Raw genomic sequence first — 24,625 nt, forward strand, 5'->3', positions numbered from 1 at the left:
GACCTCATCACCAGCAGCGCTCTCCCGATGCTGTTGGCGTTTCCTACGAAGAAAAGCTGCCGGACACAAACGGTTTCAGTATGAACATATGATCCAGCCGAACAAAATCGACACCGAAGACCACTCGGGTACGACAAGGACCACTCCGCACCTTCCGGAACCACCCTCGTAAGCTGTCCCCATGGCGAAGTGGACCCCCAAGCACGAGGCACCGGAGCCCCTGGAGGGCCCCGTGATCGCGACGATCACCGGCGGCACGATCGTGTGGTTCGTCCTCTTCGTCGTCCAGCTTCCCTTCTACGGCTGGTTCGACGACCACGGCCGCACCTGGTGGCTCTGGACCTGCCTGGCCGGCGGCGTCCTGGGCCTGTACGGCATCTGGTTCGTCCGGAAGCGGGACGCGGCGATCAAGCGGGACGCGGCGACCGAACGGGCGGCGACCGAGGACGCCTCCCACACCACCGAGCAGCCCTCGCGCCCCGACGGGACGCCGACCTCGGAGACCACCCCGGACACGGCGGTCACCGAGAAGCCTTAGCGTCGCTGCCGGGAATGCGGCTCCGCCGCGGGTGCGGGTTGAAAGGGCCTCGTGAAGGGGTGTCGCCCGGTCCTGGGTCATCGCAGGGCGCGGCCTACGATCAACGCTGCCGAGTGCAAACCGCTCACCACCGGGGGACTTCGGGCTGTGGACGACCAGGACCTGATACTCGCCGACCGCTACCGCCTGGTGCGCCCGCTGGGACGCGGGGGGATGGGTGAGGTGTGGGAGGCGCAGGACACCAGCCTGCGGCGGCCGGTCGCGGTCAAGGTGATCTCGGTCCTCGCGGGTGGCGGCAGTCGGGCCGACGAGGCGCGCGCCCGGTTTCTGCGGGAGGCGCGGATCACCGCCGCGCTTCAGCATCCCCACATCGTGACCGTCCACGACCTCGGTGAGGCAACCACCCGCGAGGGCACGACGCCGTTCCTCGTGATGGAACTGCTACGAGGCGAGGGCCTGGACGCCGTTGTCCGACGCGGACCCGTCAGCGAGGAGGACGTGGCGTGGTGGGGAGCGCAGGTGTGCGACGCGCTGGGCGAGGCGCATGCCGCCGGCATCCTCCACCGCGACATCAAGCCCGCGAACCTGTTCGTCGCGGCCTCGGGCAGCCTGAAGGTGCTCGACTTCGGGATCGCCCGCGCCGCCGACCCCTCGGCCACCGGTGACCGGCTGACCCAGACCGGGTTCATGGTGGGTACGGGCGCGTACATGGCACCGGAGCAGGCACGCGGGCGCCCCGAGCAGCGCAGCGACCTCTACTCCCTCGGGTGTGTGCTGTTCGAACTGCTCACCGGGCGGCTGCCGTTCGACGCCCCGGACACCCTCGGGTACGTCACAGCGCACCTTCACGATCCGCCCCCCGCGCCGAGCAGCCTCGTGCCCGGCGTCTCCGCTCCGTGGGACCGCCTGGTCGGTCGACTGCTGGCCAAGGACCCGGGCGAGCGATACGAATCGGCCGCCGTACTCGCCGACGAGCTGCGGCGCTTGGGTGATGTGCGACAGGCCGCACCCGCGGTTCGCTACACCCCCACCGTCGCCGACCGGGAGGAGCAGCGAGCGGCCTCACCGCCTCCAGCCGCATCCGACGATCTCGCGGCGGCAGCCACGGTTCAGGCGCCCGCCGGGCCGTCCGGTGAAACAGGACCGTCGGGTGGTACGGACTTGAGCCGGCGCAGCCTGCTCCGGAGGGGCGCGGGCGTCGCCGCGGTCGCGGTCGCCGGAGGGGCGGCGGCGGTGTACCTGACCGGCGCCCCCGAGCGGGACCCGGTCGCCTGGTCGCAGAAGATCGCGGACGTCGACCTGATCAACTCCGACGGTCCGGACGTCGTCCTGGCCGACGGCCGGGTTCATGTGGCCGCCGGTCACTACTACAAGGAGACCGCCGCGCTCCACACCTTCGACCTGGCCACCGGTGAGCGTCTGTGGAAGAGGTCCCTCGATGTGGCCTGGTCCCGGGACACACGCTTCGCGGTCGTCGGCGGCACGGTACTCGCCCTGACCCAGGACTACGACGAAAAGGGCGGACTGGTCCACGCCTTCGACGCTGCCACCGGAAAGCGCCTGCGGCAGCGGTCGGTCTCCTACGGCGCCTCCATGTCGCTGGATGTGCATCGGCCCAGCGGCCTGCTGATCACCGTAGAGGACGGTTACGTGTCAGGAGACGATCCGCGCACCGGCGCCTCGCGATGGACGTTCGACGCATCCTCCCCCTACCAATCCAAAGTGATCCTTGCCGGCGACCTGATCCTCTGCTCCGGCGGAACCGCACTACTCGGCAAGACGGGCAAGAAGCTGTGGACACGCTCCGGCTTCGAGCCGCTGGGCGACCTGGCGCAGCCCCTGGGTGAGGGCCTGCTCTGTTACGAGGACGGCAGGACGGCCCCCGTCGACCTCGTCTGCCGCAAGGCGGCCACAGGTGAGGTGATGTGGCGCAGCCCGTTCCAGAAGACCAAACCAAGACCCGACGTCGTCGGGGAGTTCCAGCCGCTCGACGAGCTGGTGTCGGGCACCACGGTGTTCCTTCCGCTGGCCGCGGGGCCCCGCCGGAAACCGACCGCACTGAACGGACTCACCGGCAAGCCGACTTGGACCTACGGCAGTACGTACCAAGAGGTTGGCCTGCAGGAAAGGGCGACGACGAGCGTGGCGGGCGGGTTCGTCCTGCCCACGGCATCGGGACTGGTGTGCCTGGCCGCCGCCGACGGCACGAAACGGTGGCACGCCGATGCACAGAGCGTGCGGACCACCGGCAAATACGCCCTGCTCTCCAGCACAGAACAGGCACGAGTGTTCCAGCGCTGGACCAGCGCGCGGCTCGTCGGAGTGGAGCACGGCCGCACCCTCTGGACAGGCCAGTTCGACAGCACGGCCGTGAGCGATCCTGCCGCGAGCGGCGACTCGATCGCGGTCCTCGACGGCAGCGGCACGCTGTGGGCGATGCGCGTGTGACCTTTTCAGCCGCGAATGCGCCGCCTGCCAACACGGCTTCGCGAACCTGAAGACCTGGAGAGTCGTCACCGAGCTCCGCATGAACGCCCGTGCCGGGAGCCGGTTCGAAGGAGTTCACCGGTCATGAAGGGTGAACTCCTTCGATCGTCGTGGTTACGACGCGGATCCGCCCCCCGCGTTCCGTGTGGCCCGTCCGCGGCCAGGGGCCGACTCTCCCTTTACGTCGTCCACCTCATCCGGTGCGGGCAGGCGCATCCCCGTGACTCGGCGACGCGCAGGACATCGGTCAGGCATTCGGCGAGGCGAAGGCCGGCATAGCGGACCTCGGTGTACGGCGAGGCCGGATCGTCCAGCACCTTGCGGGCGAGACCGAGCACGTCGGTGCCGGTGGCGAGTTGGACGGCCTCCAGGTTGTCGGCGAGACGGGAGAGGCGGCTGCCGTTGTTGTCGGTGACCAGGAAACAGGGCTTGCCCTCGGGGGAGGGCCAGGGCAGGAGACGAGACGGAGGCGTGCCGTGCGCGTGGCCCATTGCGGGACCGTTTGCGTGTTCCATCAGGCGGCCACCTCCTGCGCGCCGATCAAGTGCCGGTCGAGGTCAATCCCGAAGTCGGCGGCAAGCACGAGGGCAAGGAGGCGGCGCTGCTGTAGAGCGGCTTCTCGTTCGTGGGCGGCAAGGTAGGGCCGGACGAGGACGGAGGCGGTGCCGTCGAGCGGGGTGGGGAGGCCGTACGGGGAACGGTGAGCGGGCAGGTGCGAGGGCTGCGGCTGGGACGCCGAGGGGCAGCGTACGAGGGTGAGGTGGAGATGAGGGAAGGAGTGACGGTGGGGTCGGCGGCGCCGTTTCCCGGTGCCGGGGGCGAAGAGGACACGCAGCCATTGGAGGGCGCGGGAGATAAGGTCGTGCATGTCGGTCTGCTCCATTCAGATCGGCCGTGCCCCCGGACGTTCGCCGCGTCGCGGGGGTTTTTGCTGACTCTGACTGTAAACTGAAACATGACGAGTCAGGTAGCCCTATGACTCGGTAGGGAGAGGCATGACTCTCACTGCCTACCTATGATCAACCCTGACCGCCTAGCGTGCCCTCATGACCGAAGACCAGGAGTGGCGCCCCGATCCCGCATCCCGGATCTACGTGTACGTGCAGATCGCCGAGCACATTGCAGACCAGATTCGTGCAGGGAGCCTGTCCGTAGGCGCGCGCTTGGCTTCGGAGCCCGATCTCGCGGCCCAGTACGGCGTCGGTATCAACACCCTCCGGCGCGCGATCCGGGAACTCCGGGAGCGAGGCGTTGCCGACACTGTGCCCGCGAAGGGCACGTTCATCATCGAAGTGCCCGAACCACCCACCGACACCACAGAGACGAACCGGACCACTGGCTAACGGTCCCCGCCACAGCCGCCGAACTAGACCCAGGGCATGGTGTCCTGGAGCAAAGCGTCGACCTCAACATGGTCAAGGAGGCGCTATGGGTCGTGTCCTCGAAGGTGGTGTACCCGCTGAACTGTGACACATTTGGGGAATGTGTCACGCCTGCTGATTCGACTGCCTGCGCCCAGTCGCCGCACACCACGCCCGTGGACGCGGCCCGCGTACGCCACGTCCCGGTCAGCGGATCACCGAGCCGAAGACTTCCCTTCGTCCGGGATCCCGTCGCCAGCCCGAGTCCACGGCAACGTCGGCAGGCACTCGACTCTCAGCACCGGCACGGCCAATCGGTACCGTTCCACATCATCGTGTGAGCCGTCGTAACCGCATTCGCTGGCAGTGCTCGTTTTCTATGCGATGGACGTGGTCGTGGGGCGGTGAACCTCCAAGACAACCGCTGTGCCTGCCACGGATCGGTCCTCGTGCATGATGATCATTTGGCCGGGCTGAAGGTGCTGCCACCGCGCCGGGGCAAGGGGAGCAAGTCGTACCGATGCTCGCCCGCCGGGCTCCAGAAATGGCGTGAACTCCACCCAAAGCGCGGCGACGTTGAGGTCCGGCCCGCCCGTCGGGGTTCGGTTTCCGATGTTCCACATGGGTCGCAGGACGCCAGCACCGGAGATGGGCGTCTGCCGTCGCGCTTCGGTGGCCGGGCGGAGGGTGAGATCGGCCCGGATGATGCCGTTGCCCGTCTCGTAACAGCGCCAACGGCACCAGGCCGCGCTCTTGGTCAGCCGCAACTGTTCGGCTGCAGTGGCCAGGGTTTCCCAGAAGCCGAGCGGAAGCGGTTGGACGTCACCGAGTTCTTCCAGCAGCCCAAGGGCCACTTCCCACTCATCTTGAGTGAGGTACTCCCAGACGTCGTTCACCGTGATGTCGTTCCGGGTGGCGATCTCCTCAGGAACCAGCAGGGAAGCGGCTTCCAGCAGCTTGGGCACATCCACACCCTGATTCTGGACCACGGTCGCGACGTTCCGTGGTCTATCAGGCTTCGATGCGGAGCCAGTTGTCGCCGGCGCGAAGCCACAGAAAGCCATCACGTCCCTGACCGCAGCGCATGACAACCCGGCCGGGCACTCGTGTCCTGCTCCGCTCGGTCACGCTCCAGGTATCGCCGACCAGCTCGGCTCGGACCACTTCGGTTGCCCGCTGGTTGTGAACGCGCTTGGTCAGAACTGCTCGATGGCCGCGTACGGCGAATCCGTCCGGATCCCGTACGGGGCTGGGCCAACTGGTCACCTCTCCCGTGGAAGAGGTGATCCGCGTCAGGAACGTGCCGCCGCGCCGAGTGCCGGAGTACCAGATCAGCCAAACCCGGTCGTCCTCGGTAGCGGCGGTGCAGCCCTCCAAAGGCGCGTCTGGAAGGCGACCTCCCGGGTCCCAGATCGCTTCCCCTTCTGCACTCCAGCCAGCAAGGCCGGCTGCCGACTTCGCATGCCCTCCGTAGATGCCTTCATCCCCGTAGGCCATCCATATTGAACCGCTGTGATCAGTCACCAAGGCAGCGATGTCGTCGCCCATGCAGAAGGTGTCCTCTTGCTCGCCGCTCGTCAGGGAGACCACCACAGCGTTCGGCCTCCACGAGCCCGTTTCCTCCCTGCGCGAGCGACCGCTTGCGATGAGGAGTCGAGAGTCCGGGAGAAGGGCGATGTGACTGGGCCGGACCTGTACGTCCTTGATCAGTCGACGTTGAGCTGACCCGTCGGCCTGGCGGATCACCAGCACCCCGTCGAACGGGACCTTCGGGACCCACCCCACCCAGCCCTTGACGTATCGGCTTCGGCCTAGGTACTTCCGATGGACGAGCAGAACAGCAAGTTCTCCCGTCGGGCCAACGGTCCACCACAGAGGGCGTCGCCATGCCCAGAGATCCGTAGCAGGTGGCCTCCAGACCCTCTGCATCGCGACGACCGTCGACACCACACCCCCTGAACCGCAGCACTCCAACGGTAAGCGCGTAGGCGCTCCTGCACTCTTCAGCGGATCACCGAGCCGAAGCCCTTGCCCTCGTCCGGGATCCCGTCCGCACCCGGCTTGAGCGTACGGACCGTCCCGGTGCCCCCGCCGATGAGGCTCCACGGCGCCACGTACACCACGCCCTTCGACGCGCCGGCGGTCTTGCTGTGCGGAACCCCCACGTACAGATCCGTCGACGTGGCCCAGAGCCCCATCCCCGTGAAGTCCCGTGCCTCGGCCGCGTCCGGCAGCACGCCGTCGCCTCGGGTGAGGATCCGGTCCCCGGAGCCCGGCGCGCCAACCCCTGGCAACACATGGACCGCCCCGGCGTACTGCGCAGCCCCCACCTGCTGGTTCGGCACGCTCACCGCGAGCTTGACGGTGGAAGCGGTACTCGCACCTTCGGAGCTTGTGTCGGCCAGCGCGACCCGCTGACCGAAGAAGGCACTCGCGGCCGGCTCACCCTCGACACCGGCAGCGAGCCGATCGACCAGATTGGCCTCGGACACCGCACCGCTCGGCTCGATACGGACGACCGTCACGGCACCCGCGTCGGCCGCGTCGCCGACATCCTCATTGGGCGCGCCCACCGCCAGCAGGGCGTCCGTCTCATCCATGGCGTCCGAGGACCGGTAGGGAATCATCGACAACGCGGTCCCGAAACGGTCACCCGCCTCCGCGACGCCGGACACGAGGTCGTCCCGGTCTTCGTCCAGCGCTCCCAGAGCTGTCGGCCGACCGTCGCTGAAGGCGTGCTGGAACAGCGTGACCCCTCCGGCGAACGACTTGCCGCCGACCGCCTCGCCCGGCGAGCCCACGGCGATGTAACTGCTGGTGGCCGCAAGGGCGTACCCGAAACGGTCATGGGCTTCGGCGACACCGGGCACCCCCGGGGCGCCCTCGTGCACCGTGGCCCTGCTCGCGCCCCGCATGTAGTGAATGGCGCCCGCGTCCTGCGCCGAACCGACATCCTGGCCCGGCACTCCGATGGTGAGGAACGCATCGCCCCCGGAGGTGTCACCCGCGGCCAGTGCGAGTCCGAACAGGTCGCCGGCTTCGACGGCGGCCGTGTCGTCCAGCGTGGTCTGCGCGTATCCGTCGACCGGGGATCCGGCGCCGATACCTGACGGTGTCCCGTGGATCACGTACACCGCGCCCGCGTCGATCTGGGACTCGTCGGCGGAGGTCAGGTCCTCATAGGGAACCCCCACCGCCAGGTCCGTGCACCCGTCCTGGTCCGCGTCATAGGCGGCGATCGAGTAGCCGAACTTGTCCCCCGCCTCCGGCTCGGCCGACATCCCGCTCAGCGCCTGCGAGAGTTCGGAGACTCCCTTGCCCCCGCCGAGGACCACGCGCACCAGCCCGGCCTCGGCCTGGCCGTCCACCGTGGCCAGCGGGTCGGCGACCGCGATGTCCCGGATGCCGTCACCGTTGAAATCCGACTCCGTCCCACCGGAGCAGCCATCGGCCGTCGCCGGCTGTGCCCCCAGCGAGAACGAGCCGACCGCGACCCATAACCCGGCCGCCAGCCCCAACTGATCACACGCGTACCCCGACGCGCGCGCCACCCCAACTCCACAGTCCCCACCCAGAGTCACGAAAGCTTCACGAGCGGAGTGAGTTAATGCGTACAGCACGCATCGCGTCAAGAGCATTGCGTCACAGTGAGGCTTGAACGCCCCTCATCGAGCTGGGAAAACGCACGCCTTTGCCCGTTTGTTCATCCTTCGTTAACCTGCCTTGACCACGCCACTCTCTGTAGTCGCAAGGGTCGGAAACCCGCCACCTTGGTTCCCCGCGACGCCATCGCAGATCAGAACGAGCCACGCCTCTCAGGGGCTCCTCCTCAAGGCATTACCGAGTGCTACCAGCAAGCCCCCACCCCAGGCGCGACCGAAGAAAGCCGTCGCACCGACGGTCCACCGCCGTAGTACCGCCCCCGTACCCCCGGCACACCCCCGTACAACCACGGCACCACCCCCCGTCCTCCCCAGGTCGGATCTTTCGCCCACTCAGGGGGTGAAGGTCCAAATCCGCACGTAACGTCGAACGCATGACCCACATCAACGCGGGCGCGGAGCTCGATCCCGTGCATCCCGTTCCGCTTCCTCCCTCCGGGCGGGCGGTCGGGCTGACCGCTGCCGAGGTGGCCGAGCGGGTGGCCCGCGGTGAGGTGAACGACGTTCCCGTGCGGAGCAGCCGCTCCACCGTGGACATCGTCCGGGCCAACGTCTTCACCCGGTTCAACGCGATCATCGGTGTGCTCTGGCTGATCATGCTGTTCGTCGCGCCGATCCAGGACAGCCTGTTCGGGTTCGTCATCCTGGCCAACACGGGTATCGGGATCGTCCAGGAGTGGCGGGCCAAGAAGACCCTGGACTCGCTGGCCGTCATCGGGGAGGCACGGCCGAGGGTACGGCGCGACGGGGTGACCGCCGAGGTCGGTACGTCGGAGATCGTGCTGGGGGATCTCATCGAGATCGGGCCGGGGGACAAGATCGTCGTCGACGGCGCGTGCGTCGAGACCGACAGTCTGGAGGTCGACGAGTCGCTGCTCACCGGGGAGGCCGATCCCGTCGTCAAGCAGCCGGGGGACCAGGTCATGTCCGGCAGCTTCGTCGTCGCCGGTGGCGGGGCCTTCACCGCGACCAAGGTCGGGCGCGCGGCGTACGCGGCGCAGCTCGCCGAGGAGGCGTCCCGCTTCACGCTCGTGCAGTCCGAGCTGCGGTCCGGCATCTCCACGATCCTGAAGTACGTGACCTGGATGATGATCCCGACCGCGATCGGGCTCGTCGTCAGCCAGTTGTTCGTGAAGAACAACGACTTCAAGGACTCCGTGGCCCGGACCGTGGGCGGCATCGTGCCGATGGTTCCGGAGGGACTGGTGCTCCTCACCTCCGTGGCCTTCGCCATCGGGGTGATCCGGCTCGGACGCCAGCAGTGTCTCGTGCAGGAGCTGCCCGCCATCGAAGGGCTCGCCCGCGTCGACACGGTCTGCCTCGACAAGACGGGCACGCTCACCGAGGGCGGCATGGACGTCACCGAGCTGCGGCCGCTGGACGGCGCCGACGAGTCGTACGTGCGGAAGGTGCTGGGCGCTCTCGGCGAGTCCGACCCCCGTCCGAACGCCTCCCTCCGGGCGATCATCGACGCCTACCCGGACGGCGACGACACCTGGCGCTGCACCGCGTCACTGCCCTTCTCCTCGGCCCGCAAGTACAGCGGGGCCTCCTTCAGCGAGAGCAGCGAGGGCGACGGCGTGTCGAGTACGTGGCTGCTGGGCGCCCCCGACGTGCTGCTGGCCGACGGCGACCCCGCGCTCACCGAGACCGAGCGGCTGAACGAGGAGGGGCTGCGGGTGCTGCTGCTCGTGCGGGCGGAGCGGGACCTCGACGCCGAGGACGTCACCCAGGAAGCCCGGCCCGTCGCGCTCGTCGTCCTGGAGCAGCGGCTGCGCCCGGACGCCGCCGACACGCTGCGCTACTTCGAGGAGCAGGACGTACGGGCCAAGGTCGTCTCGGGCGACAACGCGGTCTCCGTCGGCGCGGTCGCCGGGAAGCTGGGGCTCACGGGAGAGGTCGTGGACGCCCGGCGGCTGCCCGCCGAACGCCCGGAGATGGCGGACGCGCTCGACGCGGGCACCGTGTTCGGGCGGGTCACCCCGCAGCAGAAGCGGGACATGGTGGGCGCCCTGCAGTCGAAGGGGCACACCGTGGCCATGACCGGCGACGGCGTGAACGACGTGCTGGCCCTCAAGGACGCCGACATCGGGGTGAGCATGGGGTCGGGGTCGGAGGCGACCCGGGCCGTCGCTCAGATCGTGCTGCTCAACAACAGCTTCGCCACGCTGCCGTCGGTCGTGGCGGAGGGTCGGCGGGTCATCGGCAACATCACGCGCGTGGCGACGCTGTTCCTGGTGAAGACCGTCTACTCGGTGCTGCTGGCGATCCTGGTGGTGTGCTGGCAGGTCGAGTACCCGTTCCTGCCCCGGCACCTGACGCTGCTGTCCACCCTGACGATCGGCGTCCCGGCCTTCTTCCTCGCCCTCGCGCCCAACAAGGAGAGGGCGCGACCGGACTTCGTCCGGCGGGTCATGCGGTACGCGGTCCCGGGTGGCGTGGTCGCGGCGGTGGCGACCTTCGTGACGTACCTGATCGCGCGCCACTACTACACGGGCCCCGGTTCACTGGACGCGGAGACGAGCGCGGCCACCCTCACCCTGTTCCTGATCTCCATGTGGGTGCTGGCGATCATCGCCCGCCCGTACACCTGGTGGCGCCTGGGCCTGGTGGCGTCGATGGGGCTGTGCTTCGTGCTGGTGCTCATGGTGCCCGGGTTGCAGCACTTCTTCGCACTGAAGCTGGTGGGCGCCGCGATGCCCTGGCTGGCCGTGGGCATCGCGGCGGTGGCGGCGGCCGCCCTGGAGTTCCTGTGGAAGTGGGTCGACCGCCGCCCGCCTGTCTGACTGCCCGGCTGCCAGCTGCCCAGCTGCCCAGCTGTTCAGCGACCTGGTGGTGACTACCTGGTGGTGACTACTGCACGTCGACGAAGTCGGACTTGGAGGTCACGGCCCCGGTGCCGGTGTAGCCAGTGAAGCTGTACCGGAAGTAGCCGTCGGCGGTGGCCTTGACGGTGGTCTTCAGGGCGCCGGTGGAGGTCGTCGTGACCGTCTTGACGTCCGTGTAGGTGGACGTGCCCTTCTTCTTGAACTGGAGCTTCACGGGCTGGCCGCCGAAGTTCTGGTACTTCGCGGTCTCCCAGTTCGCCCGGGTCAGCTTGCTGGTGATCGTGAGCGTCTTGTTCCTCTTGATCGGCTCCGGCGAGGCGTTGGTGCCGGTGAGCTTGGTCGCGCGCTGGATCTTGAAGGACTTGGCGTTGTCCTTCTGGACGTAGTCGGCGTCCGTGCCCTGGGCGATCGCCCAGACCTTCCAGGTGCCGGCCAGCTTGTTGAGCAGGTCGAGGTCGGCGTCGACGGTGAAGGTCGACTTGCAGGTCGACGTGGTGCTGTTGACCACGGTGCACACGGACTCGTCCTCGTTGGCCAGGGCGCCGCCGTCGAGGTTGTCGAAGTCGGGGCCGTGCCACAGGATGACGTCGGCCCAGTCGATGCCGGAGTTGTCCTTGGCGGTGAAGGTGACCGAGAAGGTCTTCTTCGTGGTGGGGCCGAGGACGACGGGCTTGCCGCCGTTCACGACCACGTTCGAGATGGTGGTGTCGCCGGTGGCGTCGTCGGCGGGGCCCCGCACCGCGTCGGCCTGGGCGGACTGGGCGGCCCTGGTGACCGCGGTGACACCGGGTGCCTCGTCGGCCTGCGCGGCCGGGACGGCGAGAGCGGACAGTGCCAGGGCGCCGGTGACGACGCCGAGGGTGGCACGCATGCGCATGTGTTCCCCACGTTGGAAAGGGGACCCCGCGGCAGAAACCTGTCACGCGGGGTCCGACTGGTCTGGTGAGCCAGACGGCTCGCGTGATCAGATCCGTGCCGGGTGGGAATAGTTGTACGAGTTGTGGAGATGTTTCGCGAATGTTGCGTAGATCACATGCGCTCGCCCCGCCACGGCCGCGTGACGGGGCGAGCAGACAGCGAACAACCGCCGGGCCCTAGTCGAACCAGCGGTCCCGCGCCAGTTCCTCCGTCCTCGACGGATCCTCCAGCAGCGCGGCGACCTCGAAACGGCGCGGCCACTGTTTCGCGGCCCAGGCCAGGCCCGCCGCGACGCCCTCCAGGGTGGACGCGTGCAGCACACCGTCCCGCGTACGGCGCCAGTCCAACTCGACGCCGTCGACGACGAGTTCCTCGTGCTCGACGTACGAGGACGGCGTGGCGGGACCCAGCAGCACGCGCACGGACTCCGGTACGTCGTGCTCGGTGCCCTCGGAGTCCACCTCGCCCGTCACCGACTCGCTCAGCCGCCGCACCTGGAACAGCTCGGCGAGCTCGGCGGCCCTGGACGGCCGTACGGGCAGCAGCGGCACCCCGCCCGTGAAGGGCAGCAGGTCGGGCGAGTCGACGACCACCGCGTCGCCCGCGTCCACGACGACGACCTCCCCGTCCAGCACGGCCCGCAGCTCGTCCGGCAGGGTCACCTGCTCCGGGTCGAGGTCGGCCAGCGCGCCGTACAACGCGTGCAGTTGCACGGACGACACGTGCCGCTCCGGGTCGGCGAGACGGTCGAGGAGCTCGGCTGCACCGCCGGGCTCGTCCAGCAGGGCGGCCACGGACGTGCGGACGCCGAGCGCCCGCAGGACCTGCTCGTCGTCGAAGCCGGTGGCGTCGGCCTCGTCGTACAGGCCGTGCAGGAGGGGGTCACCGCCCGCGGCGCGCAGGCCCGCCGGGCGGCGGCCGTCCAGCACCGGGTTCCCGCGCAGCCACCACGCCGTGTACGACCGGACGATCTCGTGCGTCCCGTCCGGCAGCAGGACGCGTACGGGCTGGGTGAGCGCGTCGCGCAGCGGGGGCCGCGAGAGGAGGGCGAGGGCCTGCGGCCAGCGGTCGTCGTCCACGAGGTCGAGATCCCGCACGGCGACGATCTCGGTCGCGACCGGCGGCACGGGCGTGTCCGGGAGCCGGTCGAGCACGTCCTCGCACCACACGTCGACGGCGTCGAGCAGCCCCGCGTCGTCGGGCTCGGCGAAGTCGCCCTCCCGCGGCTCCAGTTCGTCGGGGTCGAGGACGACGTCCGTGGCCCGTACGAGAAGGAAGTTCGCGAGCACACCACACGCGGCCAGCGGCTGCTCTCCCCAGCGCTCGGCCAACTCGGAGTCCACCGAGGCGAGTTCGTCCTCGCTCATGACCTGGGCGAACGGGCTGCCGGCCAGGACCAGTTCGCCGGCGGGCGACAGTTCGCCGTCCTCGTCGGGAAGGGCGAGGGCACCGAGCCACGGCTCGTCACCCGGCTCCAGACCGGCGTCCCGGACGAGCCCGAGCACGATGTCCGCGAGCTCCTCCGCGTCGGGGGCGTCCTCCTCCCAGGCGCCGGTGTCCTCGTCGAGCGAGGCGGCCACGGCCGCGCGCACCTGCGGGGTGGTGAGCACCGCGCGGGGTGTCGCGGGCAGCGCACCCAGCTTCTCCAGCAGCGGATGGGCGGCGTCCGGGTGGGCGACCTTGAGGCCGAGCCGCGCCAGGGCCTCGGGAGCGGCCGAGTCGGAGGAGTCCGGGGTGGGCAGCAGGACCTGCCGGGGCCCGATCGTCGTCCGCCCGTCGGCGAGCGGCACGGGCAGCCCGGACAGCCGGTCGGGGTCGACGCCGGCGAGGCTGTCGTAGAGCCGCCGCCACCAGCCGGGGCTCTTCTCCAGACCGGCGAGACGGTCGACGGCCTCGGTGAGCGGCAGCCGGGCCACGCCCAGGGTGCGGAGCTCGACACGGCGTTCGAGCCCGGCCGGCAGGAGACTGGGGAGCACCTCGGCAAGGACACGGACGGTATCGGCCCCGCCGCCCTCGACGACCTCCGCGTCACGAGGGCGGAGGGCCTCGGGGAGCTCGTCGCTCTGGCTCGGTTCGATCGTGCCCGGGTCGATGGCCGGGGGCAGGAAGGCGGTGCGGGGCAGCCGGTCGAGGATCGCCTGGCGCAGCGCCCCGTCGAGCTCGCCCTTGCCCAGCGGACCGGGCACGAGGTCGATGATCCCGGGGGTCACCGGCCGCCAGTCGGCGAGGAGTTCGGCGTACGCGTCGGCCGCGCGCTCCACGAGGAAGCCGGTCAGCGGGCCGGGCGCGGCGTGGCGGCGCGTGGTGTCCAGCGGGAGCGAGGCGATGAGCAGCGCGGGCACGCCCAGCGGCTCGTCGCTGGGGGTGGGCGCGTGCACGACGGGCGCGGTGCGGGGGCGGACCGGGGTGCCGTCGGCGTCGATCGGTACGGCCCACGTGACGGACCAGTACGGGCGCAGCCGCTCCTCGACGGGCCGGTCGGCCAGGAGCGCCGGATCGAGGGGCCCGGCCCCCGAGACCGTACGCCAGTAGGTGGTGCCCTCGCGGGAGTCCTCGACGGTCACGCCGTGCTCGCGGGCGCGACGGCGGAGCGTACGAGCGCTGTCCCCGACCTCGATGACGACCTCGTCCAGCCCTGGCAGGGCGAGCAGCAGCGCGTCGTCCACACCGTTCAGGAGCCGCTCGGCGAGATCCTCGGCGGCGGCGTCCCGCAGCGGCAGGATCACGACCGTGTCGTACGACTCCGGGGCGCTGCCCTCGGCCGCGAACGGCAGCCGCAGCAGGGGTACGTGCCCGTCGCGCCGCCGGATCTCGTCGCCCAGCCCCGGGCTGTGGCGGGCGGTGTCGGCGGCCAGCTCGCGTGCCTCGGCGAGGGACCAGCGGATGCCTCCGTGCCGTCCGACGACGGCGGGCTCGTCGGTGACGGCCAGCACGGCGGCGAAGCCGACGCCGAACCGGCCGACGGTGGCCTCATGCGTGTCCCGCTTGGCGGAGGCGCGCAGCGTGGACAGGGACTCCACGCCGGTCGCGTCGAGGGGTGCGCCGGTGTTGGCGGCGACGAGGACGCCGTCGCGGAGGGTGAGACGCAGGCGGCCGGGCACCTTGGCGCGGGCGGCGGCGTCGGCGGCGTTCTGGGCGAGCTCGACGACGAGCCGGTCCCGGTAGCCGCCGAGTACCAGGTCCTCCTCGGCGTTGGCGTCCTCGCGGAAGCGGGCCGGGCTGGTGGCCCAGGCGTCCAGCACGCCCCGCCGCAGGCGGGCCGTCCCGAAGGGGTCCGCGCCCTCGGCCGCCGGCCGCACGAACTTGCTCACGGTGCACCTTCCATGTCGGGTGGGGGACGAAGGTACCGCGTGTGGGGGGTGCGGTGATTTCTGGAGGGTGGTCGGGGTGTGTGCGGCCTGGTTTTCCTCGCCCCCGCCGCCCCTACCCGTCCCATCCTGTCCCTGGGGGCTGCGCCCCCAGACCCCCGCAATCGGCCTTGCGGCCTCGTCCTCAAACGCCGGACGGGCTGGATTCTCCAGCCCCTCCGATGAGACGGGTAGGGGCGGTGGGGACGGAACAAACTCCAGGGTCGGCCCCCACGCTACGAATGACCCAGTTCCGCCGACACCTCGTCCGTCGTCACCGACACCGACCCCGAGTCCGGAGACGGCCGCAGCGGGAAGTGGTCCACCTTCGTCTCGTCGATCACCGGCGGAGCCGGCCGCGGCGGCTTCGGCATGACCGCGGCCTCCGAGTGCCCCCCACAGCCGTACGACAACGCCACGACGCGGCCGTCCGCCGGGGAGAACTCGTTCGCGCAGACACCGAACGCCTGGCCCAGCGAACCCCCGATGGGGGTCAGGAAGCCACAGCTCACACACGCCGCCGGCGCCGCCTGCGCCATGGCCGACTTGGGGCCGTACGTCTCCTCCCAGCGGTCGGCCGCGCTGTGCAGCCCGTAGCGCGAGAGGACCCGGGCCCGGCGCATGCCGAGCTCCTCGGCGACCGAGGAGATCGAACCGCGCAGGGGCGCGATCGGCAGGTTCGCGGGCACCCCGGCCGTGACGTCCGCGTCCTCCGCCTCCACCAGCTCGGCCATGTCGTGGGACACGGCGGCGTTCGGCGCCGGCTCGTCCTCGCCGGTGAAGCCGGGCTCCAGACGCAGATCCTCGGCGTCGGTGGGCAGCAGGTCCCCCGGCCCCAGGTCACCGGGGCGCAGGCGCTCGCTCCACGGCACCCACTCGGGGGCGAGGAGGGCGTCGGGGCCGGGCAGCAGGACGACCTCGTCAAGCGTCACGATCTTCGCACGAGACGCACGCGCGACCGTCACAGCCCAGCGCCAGCCGCGATAGCCGAGCTCCTTGCACTCGAAGTAGTGCGTGACCACGCGGTCCCCCTCGGAGACGAGCCCCGCGTGCTCGCCGACGACACCTGGCGCGGCGGCCTCCTCGGCGGCGGCCCGGGCGAGGTCGACGGCCTCCGCGCACAGACGGTCGGGGGTACGGCTTCGCGTTGTCGCTGCGCTCACAGGTATCGCTTCTCTCCTACGCCGTCTCATAGCGCGCCATCCCTCGGCGGGGGCGCGGACGGAGCGGACCGAAGGACCGCGTCGACGTCCGTGCGTCCGCGCTCGGGCGCACTTACATCATCCATTCTGCGCCATGCGGGGGCACTGCGTGGCACCGACGGTCCTGTAGGGCGCCGTGACTGTTCGGGCGCCCGGAGTGAGGGGCCTCCACGCGGGGCTGCGCCCCGGACCCCCGGTCAGCACCTGCCCCATCATGTCGTAGATCCGGCTGCGGGTCATCGGTGGCTTGTCGCGCAGTTCCCCGCGCCCCTGTGGGGGCTGCGCCCCCACACCCCCGATCAAACAGCACCCCCCCCGGCGCCGCCGCACATCGGCACAGCCCGCGCCCACGGACGCGACCCGCCGAAAGCCATCCGTGCCCCAACCGCACTACCCGGCCCGACTCGGGGCACTATGACGGAGTGGCAGCCGCGAGGTCGTCCCAGGGTGCTACCGGGATCGGTGGGGCCAAGGGGAACAAGGGGAGCAGCCGGAGTGGCGGATCGGGCCGGGTGACCGGAGCCGTCCGTTCCGTCGGGCATGCGCTGCGCTTCCCCGTGACCGGTACGGCGAGGGGGATCAGAAAGGCCACACACGCGCACGGCGCGGGGGAATCCGGGCTCGGGAAACTGATCGAGCTGCACGCGGTGAACGGCGCGGGGGATGTGATGATCACCGTGGCGCTCGCGTCCACCGTGTTCTTCTCCGTGCCCACCGACGAGGCCCGGGGCCGCGTCGCCCTCTACCTCGCCATCACGATGGCGCCGTTCACGTTGCTCGCCCCGGTGATCGGGCCCCTGCTCGACCGGCTCCCCCACGGTCGCCGCGCGGCCATGGCCGGGGCCATGCTCGCTCGCGCGCTGCTCGCTCTGATCCTGTCCGGTGCCGTCGTCACGGGAAGTATCGAGTTGTATCCGGCCGCCCTCGGCGTGCTGGTCGCGTCCAAGGCGTACGGCGTCGTCAGGAGTGCCGTCGTGCCACGGCTGCTCCCGCCACGGTTCTCCCTCGTCAAGGCCAACTCGCGCGTCACCCTCGGCGGGCTGCTCGCCACCGGGGTGGCCGCGCCGATCGGGGCGGGGCTGCAGGCACTCGGGCCACGGTGGCCGCTCTACGGCGCGTTCGTGATCTTCATCGCCGGAATGTTCCTGTCCTTCTCACTGCCGCCCAAGGTCGACTCGGCCAAGGGCGAGGACAGGGCGCTGCTCGCCGCGGACGCCGAGCATCTGCACGGGCCGCACCGCCCCAGCACGCTGAAGCGGCCGGGGCTGCGGACCGTCGGTATCGCCGTGACCCACGGCCTCGGGGCCAACGCCTCGCTGCGCTGTCTCTCCGGGTTCCTGATCTTCTTCCTGGCGTTCCTGCTGCGGGAGCACCCGATGGCCGGGCAGAGTGCCGCGGTGTCGCTCGGGATAGTGGGCGTCGCGGCGGGCGCGGGCAACGCGCTGGGTACGGCCGTGGGGGCATGGCTGAAATCGCGGGCGCCCGAGATCATCATCGTGACCGTCGTCGCCGTCGTCCTGGGTGCCGCGATCACGGCGGCCGTGTTCTTCAGTGCCGTCCTCGTGGCCTTCCTCGCCGCGGTCGCCGGCTTCGCGCAGGCCCTCGCCAAGCTGTCGCTGGACGCGATGATCCAGCGGGACGTGCCGGAGCTGGTCCGTACGTCCGCGTTCGCGCGCTCCGAGACGCTGCTGCAGGTGGCCTGGGTCCTGGGCGGCGCCATCGGCATCGTCCTGCCGCTCAACGGGGTCCTCGGCCTCTCGGTGGCCGCCGCGATCGTGGCCGCGGGATGGCTCACGACCGTCCGCGGACTGCTCTCCTCCGCCCGGCACGGCAGTACGCCCACATCGCGGGTGGCCTGAGCACCGGGGCGGCTCTCAGTGGCGTGCCGTGGCGCACGGCACGCCGCCACCCTCATGGAGGGGCCGTCGGCCGTGCCAGATAGCCTTCGGCCATGACCTCCCTGCGTTCCGAAGCGCGCCGACGTCGCGCCGTGGCAACCGTCGGCGCCGTGTCCGCCGGCCTTCTCGCCCTGTCGGCCTGCGACAAGCCGAGCCCGCTGGCCACCATCACGGTCGGCAAGAACTCGGTGAGCTCCGAGACCGACTGCTACAACGACGGCAAGACCGTCTCCACCGAAGAGCTCGCGAAGTGCCTGAAGTCCAAGGACATCAAGTCCATCGACGTCGACCCGGACGAGACGGTCCGCTTCGGTGTCGACCCGGACATCGCGGACAAGGGCTGGACGATCCTCATGAACGGCCAGCCGCTGACGGACGCCAGCAAGAAGACGTACCGCACGATCCCGGGCAGCGTGTTCTTCAACGCCCAGTACGGCGCCCAGGGCAACACCACGGTCGTCTCCATCCGTCAGGGCGAGACCAACGTCACCGGACTGTGGTCGTTCAAGCTCAAGAAGGACGCCTGATCGCTGCCGCGGGGCCGCGCGTACTCGTGGCCACCGCCGTCCCGGCGGAGAGGGACGCGGTGGCCGGGGCGTTCGCGACGCGGGCTGATGAGGTGGCGCTTCCCGGCGCGACGCTGCACCGCGTCGGCGACCGGTTCGACCTCCTCGCCGTCGGCGTAGGTCCCGCCCTGGCCGCCGCCTGCACCGCCACCGCGCTCACCGCGGCGGCTCTGCGCGGCACGCCGTACGGGCTCGTCGTCACCACCGGCATCGCGGGCGGGTTCGCGCCGGACGCGCCCCTCGGCTCCCTCGTCGTCGCCGACACCGTCACGGCCGCCGATCTGGGCGCCGAGACGCCCGACGGCTTCCTCCCCGTCACCGAACTGGGCTTCGGCACCGTCCACCACCGTCCACCGGAATCACTCGTACGGGAGGCCGCGGCCGCCACGGGGGCACTCGTCGGAACCGTACTGACCGTGTCGACGGTGACCGGCAGCGCCGCACGCGCGGCCGAACTGCGCGCCCGCCACCCCCGCGCCCTCGCGGAGGCCATGGAGGGCTTCGGCGTCGCCGAGGCGGCCGCCGCGCACGGCACGCCCGTACTGGAGCTGCGGGCCGTCTCCAACCCCGTCGGCCCCCGCGACCGGGCGGCCTGGCGCATCGGGGACGCCCTCGCCGCACTCACCGAGGGATTCGGGAAGCTCGCGCCCGTACTGGAGAGTTGGACTTCACATGACCGCGCTGAATGAACCGCAGCATGAACCGCGGAACGAACGGCGGGACTCACCGCTCCCGTCGGCCGATCCGCTGAAGATCGCGTACTCCCCCTGCCCGAACGACACCTTCGTCTTCGACGCCCTCGCCCACGGCCGTGTGCCGGGGGCCCCCGCGCTCGACGTGACGTTCGCGGACATCGACATCACCAACGGCATGGCCGAACGCGGCGAGTTCGACGTGCTGAAGGTGTCGTACGCGGTGCTGCCGTACGTCCTCGACGAGTGGGCGCTGCTGCCGTGCGGGGGCGCGCTGGGCCGGGGCTGCGGACCGCTGGTGCTCACCAGGGAGCCGGGCGTCGAGCTGGCCGGCCGTACGGTCGCCGTCCCGTCCGAGAAGTCGACGGCGTACCTGCTCTTCCGACTGTGGGCCGCGGACACGGTGCCCGGTGGGGTCGGCGAGATCGTCGTCATGCCGTTCCACGAGATCATGCCGGCCGTGCGGGACGGGAAGGTCGACGCGGGGCTCGTCATCCACGAGGCGCGATTCACGTACCGGAACTACGGGCTGCACAAGCTCGCCGACATGGGTGAGCACTGGGAGAGCACGACCGGACTGCCGATTCCCCTGGGGGCGATCATCGCGAAGCGGTCGCTGGGTTCCGGGACGCTCACCGGACTGACTGAGGCGATCCGGGCGTCCGTGAAGGCGGCCTGGGACGAACCCGAGGTTTCCCGGCCGTATGTCATGGAGCACGCGCAGGAGATGGATCCCGCGGTCGCCGATCAGCACATCGGGCTGTACGTGAACGAGTTCACCGCGGACCTGGGTGAGGACGGGTATGCGGCGATCCGGGGCTTGCTGACGCGGGCGGCGGCGGAGGGGCTTGTGCCGGCGCTGGGGCCGGAGGCGTTGGTGCTCCCCTGAGCCGCCCGCCGGCCTGGCCGTCCCCGTCGGCCCGCTCCTGGTGACCGCCACCCAACGGCGTGCGGGGCGGCCACTGGGCCAGCGACAACATGCCCATCACCTTCCGGATGAGGAAGCCGGCCAGGGGCAGTTCCACGCACACCGCGAGCGCCGCCGACAGCCACACCCCCGGAGTGCCGAGGGCCAGGGACACGTCGAACCACGCGTCGCACGCCAGCAGCGCCCCCGTTGTGACCGCCGCCACGATGACGGCCCGGTGCCGGCGCCAGCCGAGCAGCGCCGTGGCCGCCATCGCGAGCAGGAGCAGCACGTCGAACCCGACCCACGTGGTGCGCCACTGACGGACGGTGTAGCCGTGCGGCAGTGTGAACGCCAGCAGGACCGTCCACGGCACCAGACCGACGGCACAGACGGTCAGCAGCTCCAGAGTGTGGCGCCGCTGCCGTCTGATCCGTTCCAGGAGTTCGGCGGAGGGTATGTCGGTCGGTATGCCGGTCACCGCTGGCGTTCCCCGGGCATCACACGTCGAGCTGGTCGGCGACCGCGCGCAGCAGCCCGGCGATTTTCTTGCCCGCGGTCTTCTCGGGGTAACGGCCCCGTTCGAGCATCGGCGTGATGTTCTCGAGCAGGGTCGTCAAATCCTGGACGATCGAGGCCAGTTCGTCCGGCTTCTTACGGGTCGCGGCCGCGACCGACGGCGTCGGATCCAGGATGGTCACCGAAAGCGCCTGGTCACCGCGCTGCCCGGCGACGACGCCGAACTCCACGCGCTGGCCCGGCTTCAGAGCATCGACTCCGGCGGGCAGGACCGAGGAATGGACGAAGACATCGCCGCCGTCGTCGCGGGAGAGAAAGCCGAAGCCCTTCTCGCTGTTGAACCACTTGACCTTGCCGGTAGGCACGTCTGTCCTCGTCCTCGTTACTCGTCGGAAACTGCGTCTGAAAAGTGTGCTCGGTGTGATCCGGGTGTGCGGAAACCGCTCTTATAGCAGTACAGCGGGTCGCCGGGACCCGCCGGTACCAAGGCTAATGCTCACGGGCCCGGTGACAAGACGTCACCCGGCTGTTCCTTCGCGCTGGGAACTACCCTGGTCGGGTGCGTGACAAAACCCAAACGAATTCCGCCGAACCCGGTGACAGGTTGATCCGTGCCGGTTCCGTCGTGTTCTTCCTCGGTACCGTGGCCACTCTCGTCACGGTGGCCCCGCTGTTCCTCGGAACGACGCCTTTCCCGACCTACATGTTCGGACTGAGCATGCTCATGGGCGTCGGATTCCTGATCGCCGGGGCAGGTGTCCTCCAGTCGATCGCGGCGGGCCGCCGCCGTGCCCGCGGCGCGGGCACGGCCACGGCCACGGGCATGGCCACGGCCAGGAACACGGCCACGAGCACGAGCACGAGCGACGGTCAGGCCGCCGCGCGGTAGCCGGCGAGCCAGGCGGGGAACGCGGTCAGGTCCGGAAGGACGGCGTCCGCGCCCGCCGCGCTCAGCGCCTCCGCCTCGAACGGCCCCGTGGCCACGGCCAGGGAGTACGCCTCGGCCGTGCGCGCGCCGCGTATGTCGCCGGTGTGGTCGCCGACGTACACGGTCGCGCCGTGCTCGCGCAGCGCCAGGGCCTTCTGCTCGGCCCACAGGTCGCCGACCACGGCGTCGGGCTCGATGCCGAGGTGCTCCAGGTGGAGCTTGGCGTTCGGCTCGTACTTGGCGGTGACGACGATCGCCCGGCCGCCGCCCTCCTGGACGGCCCGGATCGCCTCGCGGGCGCCGGGCAGCGCGGGCGTCGCGGTGATGGCGACCGTGGGGTACATCTCACGGTAGAGGTCGGCCATGGGCGCGAGCCGCTCCTCGGGGAACCAGTTCGCCAGTTCCAGCTCCAGGGGCGGCCCGAGCCTGGTGATCGCCAGGTCGGCGTCGATGTACGTGCCCGTCCGCTCGGAGAGCGCCTGGTAGCAGGCGTGGATGCCGGGGCGCGAGTCGATCAGGGTCATGTCGAGGTCGAAGCCGATGGTCGGCGCGGGAGAGGTCGCGGTGGTCGCGGAGGTCGTCGAGGCCATATGGGTCATTGTGCCCAGCCCGCGCGGCGCTTGATCGGGTTGTCCACACCCCGGCACAGTCACCGCACATCCGGCCCATAGACTCAGGCAAGCCTCACCTCCCCCCACCCCGGAGCCCCCATGCCCGCCGCCCGACGCGTCCTCGTGATGACGGCGGCCGTGGTGGCGCTGGCCCTCGCGCTGCTGCTGAGCCTCGCGGTCGGCGCCCGCGCCCTGGCTCCGTCGGCGGTGCTCGACGCGCTGCTGCACGGCGGGGACAGCGACGCCGCCGACGTCGTACGGAGCCTGCGGCTGCCCCGCACGCTCATCGGGCTCATGGTCGGGGCGGGCCTCGCGCTGGCCGGAGCCGCCCTCCAGGGCATTACCCGCAACCCCATCGCCGACCCCGGGATCCTCGGCATCAGCCAGGGCGCGTCGGTCGGCGTCGTCCTGGCCATCGCCTTCGCCGGGGTGCACACGCTCACCGGCTACGTCTGGTTCGCGTTCGCGGGCGCGGGGATCGCCTCGGTCGTGGTGTTCGCGATCGCGTCGAGCGGGCGCGGCGGGGCGACCCCCGTGAAGCTGGCGCTGGGCGGCGCGGCGGTCAACGCGCTGCTGGTGTCCGTGACGACGGCCGTGCTGACGACGAAGGCCTCCGCGCTGGACGAGTTCCGGTTCTGGCAGGTGGGTTCGCTCGCCGGGCGGGACGCGGAGCTGGCGGCGCAGGTGTGGCCGTTCCTGCTGACGGGCGCCCTGCTCGTGCTGGCCGTGGCCCGCGGGCTCGACGCGCTCGCGCTGGGCGACGACGTGGCGCGGGGCCTCGGGCACCGGGTCGCGACCGTACGGGCCGTGGGCGGGCTCGGCGCCACGGTCCTCACCGGCGTCGGGGTGGCGGCCGCCGGCCCGCTCGCCTTCGTGGGCCTCGCCGTCCCGCACCTGGCCCGCGCCCTCGTCGGCCAGGCCCACCGCTGGGTGCTGCCCCTGTCGGCGCTGCTCGGCCCCACGATGCTGCTCGTCGCGGACACGGCCGGACGCGTGCTGTTCCCGCCGGCCGAGGTCCCGGCGGGCGTGATGACCGCGCTGATCGGGGTGCCTTTCCTGGTGTTCCTGGTGCGTAGCAGGGCGGTGCCCGCATGACGTCGGTCCTGGACCCGGCCGGATACACGGTCGTACGAGCGGGCCGTACCTCGGTCCTCCTGCACCGCAGGGCCACGCTGGTGGCCCTGGCCCTGACCGTGCTCCTGGCGGCGACGAGCCTGGCGTACCTGTGCGTGGGCGAGCGCTTCGTCCCCCCGGGTGAGGTCCTCAAGGTCCTCACGGGGCAGCCCTCGTCCGCCGAACTGATCGTGGGCACGCTGCGGGAGCCGCGCCTGGCCGTGGGCCTCCTGGTGGGCGCCGCGTTCGGTGTGGCGGGCGGTCTGATCCAGACGGTCGCCCGCAACCCGCTGGCCAGCCCCGACGTCATCGGGATCAGCCAGGGCGCGAGCGCGGTGACGGTGGCGGCGATGACGTTCGGGGTGACGTCGTACGCGGTCCTGCCGTACCTGTCGGTGGCGGGCGGCCTGCTCGCGGCCGCGCTCGTCTACGTGCTGGCCTGGCGGGGCGGCCTCCAGGCGACGCGCTTCGTCCTGATCGGCATAGGCTGCGCGATCGCGCTCCGCTCGGTCACCACCCTGTTGATGACCAAGGGCGACTACCTGGTGGCCCAGCAGGCGCAGATCTGGATGACGGGCTCGCTGAACGGCCGTGGCTGGGCCGAGGCGCAACCCCTGGGCCTGGCACTCCTGCTCCTGCTGCCCGCCGTGGTGTGGGCGGCCCACGCCCAGCGGACGGTCGGCCTCGACGACGACACGGCGACGGCACTGGGCGTACGGCTCGGGCGGGTACGGCTCGGTCTGGTGGCCCTGGGCGTGGTGCTGGCCTCGATGGCGACCGGAGCGGCCGGCCCGGTGGACTTCGTCGCCCTGCTGGCCCCCCAGATCGCCCGCCGTCTGACGCGCACGCCCCAGATCCCCCTCGTCTCCTCGGCCCTGCTCGGAGCCTGTGTCGTGGTCCTGGCGGACCTGCTGGCCCGCCGCCTCTTCTCCCCCACGGAACTGCCCGTAGGGGTGCTGACGGCCGCCGTGGGGGCTCCGTACCTGATCTGGCTGATCATCCGCAGCCGTACGGTGCGTGCGGCGGGGGCGTGAGACCGGGCGTGACC

22 protein-coding genes are annotated in these 24,625 nt (G+C 70.8%); 11 read left to right on the forward strand and 11 right to left on the reverse strand.

The features are described from left to right. Positions 1–181 precede the first annotated feature (181 nt). Together AB0959_RS12785 and AB0959_RS12790 are read left to right on the forward strand one after the other, a co-directional pair. Positions 182–538: a DUF2530 domain-containing protein gene (locus AB0959_RS12785; RefSeq protein WP_366826385.1), complete on the forward strand. Its 357-nt coding sequence runs from the start codon at positions 182–184 to the stop codon at positions 536–538. Positions 539–685: 147 nt separating this feature from the next. Continuing rightward, the gene (locus AB0959_RS12790) at positions 686–2,986 is read left to right on the forward strand and encodes a protein kinase (RefSeq protein ID WP_366826386.1); all 2,301 of its coding nucleotides are present in this window, start codon (positions 686–688) and stop codon (positions 2,984–2,986) included. Between the two features lie 218 nt (positions 2,987–3,204). On the opposite strand, the gene AB0959_RS12795 is transcribed toward AB0959_RS12790, so the two are convergent. Both AB0959_RS12795 and AB0959_RS12800 read right to left on the reverse strand, forming a co-directional pair. After that, on the reverse strand, positions 3,205–3,540 hold the full coding sequence (locus tag AB0959_RS12795) for a hypothetical protein (protein WP_366826387.1): 336 nt from the start codon (positions 3,538–3,540) through the stop codon (positions 3,205–3,207). Further along, positions 3,540–3,893 carry a hypothetical protein gene (locus AB0959_RS12800; protein WP_366826388.1) on the reverse strand — a complete coding sequence of 118 codons (354 nt, stop codon included), beginning with the start codon at positions 3,891–3,893 and terminating at the stop codon, positions 3,540–3,542. Before AB0959_RS12800 ends, AB0959_RS12795 begins: the two co-directional genes overlap by 1 nt. Positions 3,894–4,071: 178 nt before the next feature. On the opposite strand from AB0959_RS12800, the gene AB0959_RS12805 reads away from it, so the two are divergent. After that, positions 4,072–4,368 carry a winged helix-turn-helix domain-containing protein gene (locus tag AB0959_RS12805; RefSeq protein WP_366826389.1) on the forward strand — a complete coding sequence of 99 codons (297 nt, stop codon included), beginning with the start codon at positions 4,072–4,074 and terminating at the stop codon, positions 4,366–4,368. 395 nt (positions 4,369–4,763) lie between these two features. Here AB0959_RS12805 and AB0959_RS12810 read toward each other — a convergent pair whose 3' ends face one another. The 3 genes from AB0959_RS12810 to AB0959_RS12820 all read right to left on the reverse strand — a co-directional run bounded on the left by AB0959_RS12810 (position 4,764) and on the right by AB0959_RS12820 (position 7,937). Further along, positions 4,764–5,375, reverse strand: coding sequence for a hypothetical protein (locus tag AB0959_RS12810; RefSeq protein WP_366826390.1), 612 nt, complete (start codon positions 5,373–5,375; stop codon positions 4,764–4,766). A 22-nt stretch (positions 5,376–5,397) separates the two neighbouring features. Continuing rightward, positions 5,398–5,979 (reverse strand): hypothetical protein, encoded by a 582-nt coding sequence (locus AB0959_RS12815; protein ID WP_366826391.1) that lies wholly within the window; start codon positions 5,977–5,979, stop codon positions 5,398–5,400. Between the two features lie 410 nt (positions 5,980–6,389). Next, complete coding sequence (locus AB0959_RS12820) at positions 6,390–7,937, reverse strand: VCBS repeat-containing protein (protein WP_366826392.1); 1,548 nt, start codon at positions 7,935–7,937, stop codon at positions 6,390–6,392. Between the two features lie 485 nt (positions 7,938–8,422). Between AB0959_RS12820 and AB0959_RS12825 the strand changes: the two genes are divergently transcribed. Further along, complete coding sequence (locus AB0959_RS12825; RefSeq protein WP_366826393.1) at positions 8,423–10,834, forward strand: HAD-IC family P-type ATPase; 2,412 nt, start codon at positions 8,423–8,425, stop codon at positions 10,832–10,834. Between the two features lie 67 nt (positions 10,835–10,901). Here AB0959_RS12825 and AB0959_RS12830 read toward each other — a convergent pair whose 3' ends face one another. The 3 genes from AB0959_RS12830 to AB0959_RS12840 all read right to left on the reverse strand — a co-directional run bounded on the left by AB0959_RS12830 (position 10,902) and on the right by AB0959_RS12840 (position 16,304). Next, complete coding sequence (locus AB0959_RS12830) at positions 10,902–11,747, reverse strand: DUF5707 domain-containing protein (RefSeq protein WP_366826394.1); 846 nt, start codon at positions 11,745–11,747, stop codon at positions 10,902–10,904. A 223-nt stretch (positions 11,748–11,970) separates the two neighbouring features. Then, on the reverse strand, positions 11,971–15,105 hold the full coding sequence (locus tag AB0959_RS12835; RefSeq protein ID WP_366826395.1) for a molecular chaperone Hsp90: 3,135 nt from the start codon (positions 15,103–15,105) through the stop codon (positions 11,971–11,973). A gap of 272 nt (positions 15,106–15,377) precedes the next feature. Beyond that, positions 15,378–16,304 (reverse strand): DUF3027 domain-containing protein, encoded by a 927-nt coding sequence (locus AB0959_RS12840; protein WP_366826396.1) that lies wholly within the window; start codon positions 16,302–16,304, stop codon positions 15,378–15,380. A 461-nt stretch (positions 16,305–16,765) separates the two neighbouring features. Between AB0959_RS12840 and AB0959_RS12845 the strand changes: the two genes are divergently transcribed. The 4 genes from AB0959_RS12845 (at position 16,766) to AB0959_RS12860 (ending at position 20,388) form a co-directional block, all read left to right on the forward strand. Further along, entirely contained in the window at positions 16,766–18,202 is a 1,437-nt protein-coding gene (locus AB0959_RS12845; RefSeq protein WP_366826397.1) for an MFS transporter, read from the forward strand. A 92-nt stretch (positions 18,203–18,294) separates the two neighbouring features. Continuing rightward, a complete protein-coding gene (locus AB0959_RS12850; protein WP_366826398.1) occupies positions 18,295–18,768 on the forward strand; it encodes a DUF2771 domain-containing protein in 474 nt (157 codons plus the stop codon). A gap of 26 nt (positions 18,769–18,794) precedes the next feature. Further along, positions 18,795–19,496 (forward strand): futalosine hydrolase, encoded by a 702-nt coding sequence (locus AB0959_RS12855; RefSeq protein WP_366826399.1) that lies wholly within the window; start codon positions 18,795–18,797, stop codon positions 19,494–19,496. 64 nt (positions 19,497–19,560) lie between these two features. Next, complete coding sequence (locus tag AB0959_RS12860) at positions 19,561–20,388, forward strand: 1,4-dihydroxy-6-naphthoate synthase (RefSeq protein ID WP_366826452.1); 828 nt, start codon at positions 19,561–19,563, stop codon at positions 20,386–20,388. On the opposite strand, the gene AB0959_RS12865 is transcribed toward AB0959_RS12860, so the two are convergent. Together AB0959_RS12865 and AB0959_RS12870 are read right to left on the reverse strand one after the other, a co-directional pair. Continuing rightward, positions 20,276–20,887, reverse strand: coding sequence for a hypothetical protein (locus AB0959_RS12865; protein ID WP_366826400.1), 612 nt, complete (start codon positions 20,885–20,887; stop codon positions 20,276–20,278). The two genes, AB0959_RS12860 and AB0959_RS12865, sit on opposite strands and share 113 nt — an antisense overlap. A gap of 19 nt (positions 20,888–20,906) precedes the next feature. Next, entirely contained in the window at positions 20,907–21,290 is a 384-nt protein-coding gene (locus AB0959_RS12870) for a cold-shock protein (protein WP_366826401.1), read from the reverse strand. A gap of 194 nt (positions 21,291–21,484) precedes the next feature. Between AB0959_RS12870 and AB0959_RS12875 the strand changes: the two genes are divergently transcribed. After that, positions 21,485–21,814 (forward strand): hypothetical protein, encoded by a 330-nt coding sequence (locus AB0959_RS12875; RefSeq protein WP_366826402.1) that lies wholly within the window; start codon positions 21,485–21,487, stop codon positions 21,812–21,814. Here the strand turns inward: AB0959_RS12875 and AB0959_RS12880 are convergent. Continuing rightward, positions 21,796–22,452, reverse strand: coding sequence for a haloacid dehalogenase-like hydrolase (locus tag AB0959_RS12880; RefSeq protein WP_366826403.1), 657 nt, complete (start codon positions 22,450–22,452; stop codon positions 21,796–21,798). The two genes, AB0959_RS12875 and AB0959_RS12880, sit on opposite strands and share 19 nt — an antisense overlap. A gap of 111 nt (positions 22,453–22,563) precedes the next feature. On the opposite strand from AB0959_RS12880, the gene AB0959_RS12885 reads away from it, so the two are divergent. Both AB0959_RS12885 and AB0959_RS12890 read left to right on the forward strand, forming a co-directional pair. Then, positions 22,564–23,559, forward strand: a complete 996-nt coding sequence (locus tag AB0959_RS12885) for an iron ABC transporter permease (protein ID WP_366826404.1) — start codon at positions 22,564–22,566, stop codon at positions 23,557–23,559. Beyond that, the gene (locus AB0959_RS12890; protein ID WP_366826405.1) at positions 23,556–24,611 is read left to right on the forward strand and encodes an iron ABC transporter permease; all 1,056 of its coding nucleotides are present in this window, start codon (positions 23,556–23,558) and stop codon (positions 24,609–24,611) included. Before AB0959_RS12885 ends, AB0959_RS12890 begins: the two co-directional genes overlap by 4 nt. Positions 24,612–24,625 lie beyond the last annotated feature (14 nt).

The organism is Streptomyces sp. NPDC046862 (assembly GCF_040704615.1).
Taxonomy (GTDB): domain Bacteria; phylum Actinomycetota; class Actinomycetes; order Streptomycetales; family Streptomycetaceae; genus Streptomyces.

Coding starts and splice junctions, on each gene's coding strand:
- AB0959_RS12795 (WP_366826387.1), bottom strand. CDS start 3,540: ATGGAACACGCAAACGGTCCCGCAATGGGCCACGCGCACGGCACGCCT.
- AB0959_RS12805 (WP_366826389.1), top strand. CDS start 4,072: ATGACCGAAGACCAGGAGTGGCGCCCCGATCCCGCATCCCGGATCTAC.
- AB0959_RS12825 (WP_366826393.1), top strand. CDS start 8,423: ATGACCCACATCAACGCGGGCGCGGAGCTCGATCCCGTGCATCCCGTT.
- AB0959_RS12800 (WP_366826388.1), bottom strand. CDS start 3,893: ATGCACGACCTTATCTCCCGCGCCCTCCAATGGCTGCGTGTCCTCTTC.
- AB0959_RS12850 (WP_366826398.1), top strand. CDS start 18,295: ATGACCTCCCTGCGTTCCGAAGCGCGCCGACGTCGCGCCGTGGCAACC.
- AB0959_RS12880 (WP_366826403.1), bottom strand. CDS start 22,452: ATGACCCATATGGCCTCGACGACCTCCGCGACCACCGCGACCTCTCCC.
- AB0959_RS12830 (WP_366826394.1), bottom strand. CDS start 11,747: ATGCGTGCCACCCTCGGCGTCGTCACCGGCGCCCTGGCACTGTCCGCT.
- AB0959_RS12785 (WP_366826385.1), top strand. CDS start 182: ATGGCGAAGTGGACCCCCAAGCACGAGGCACCGGAGCCCCTGGAGGGC.
- AB0959_RS12890 (WP_366826405.1), top strand. CDS start 23,556: ATGACGTCGGTCCTGGACCCGGCCGGATACACGGTCGTACGAGCGGGC.
- AB0959_RS12885 (WP_366826404.1), top strand. CDS start 22,564: ATGCCCGCCGCCCGACGCGTCCTCGTGATGACGGCGGCCGTGGTGGCG.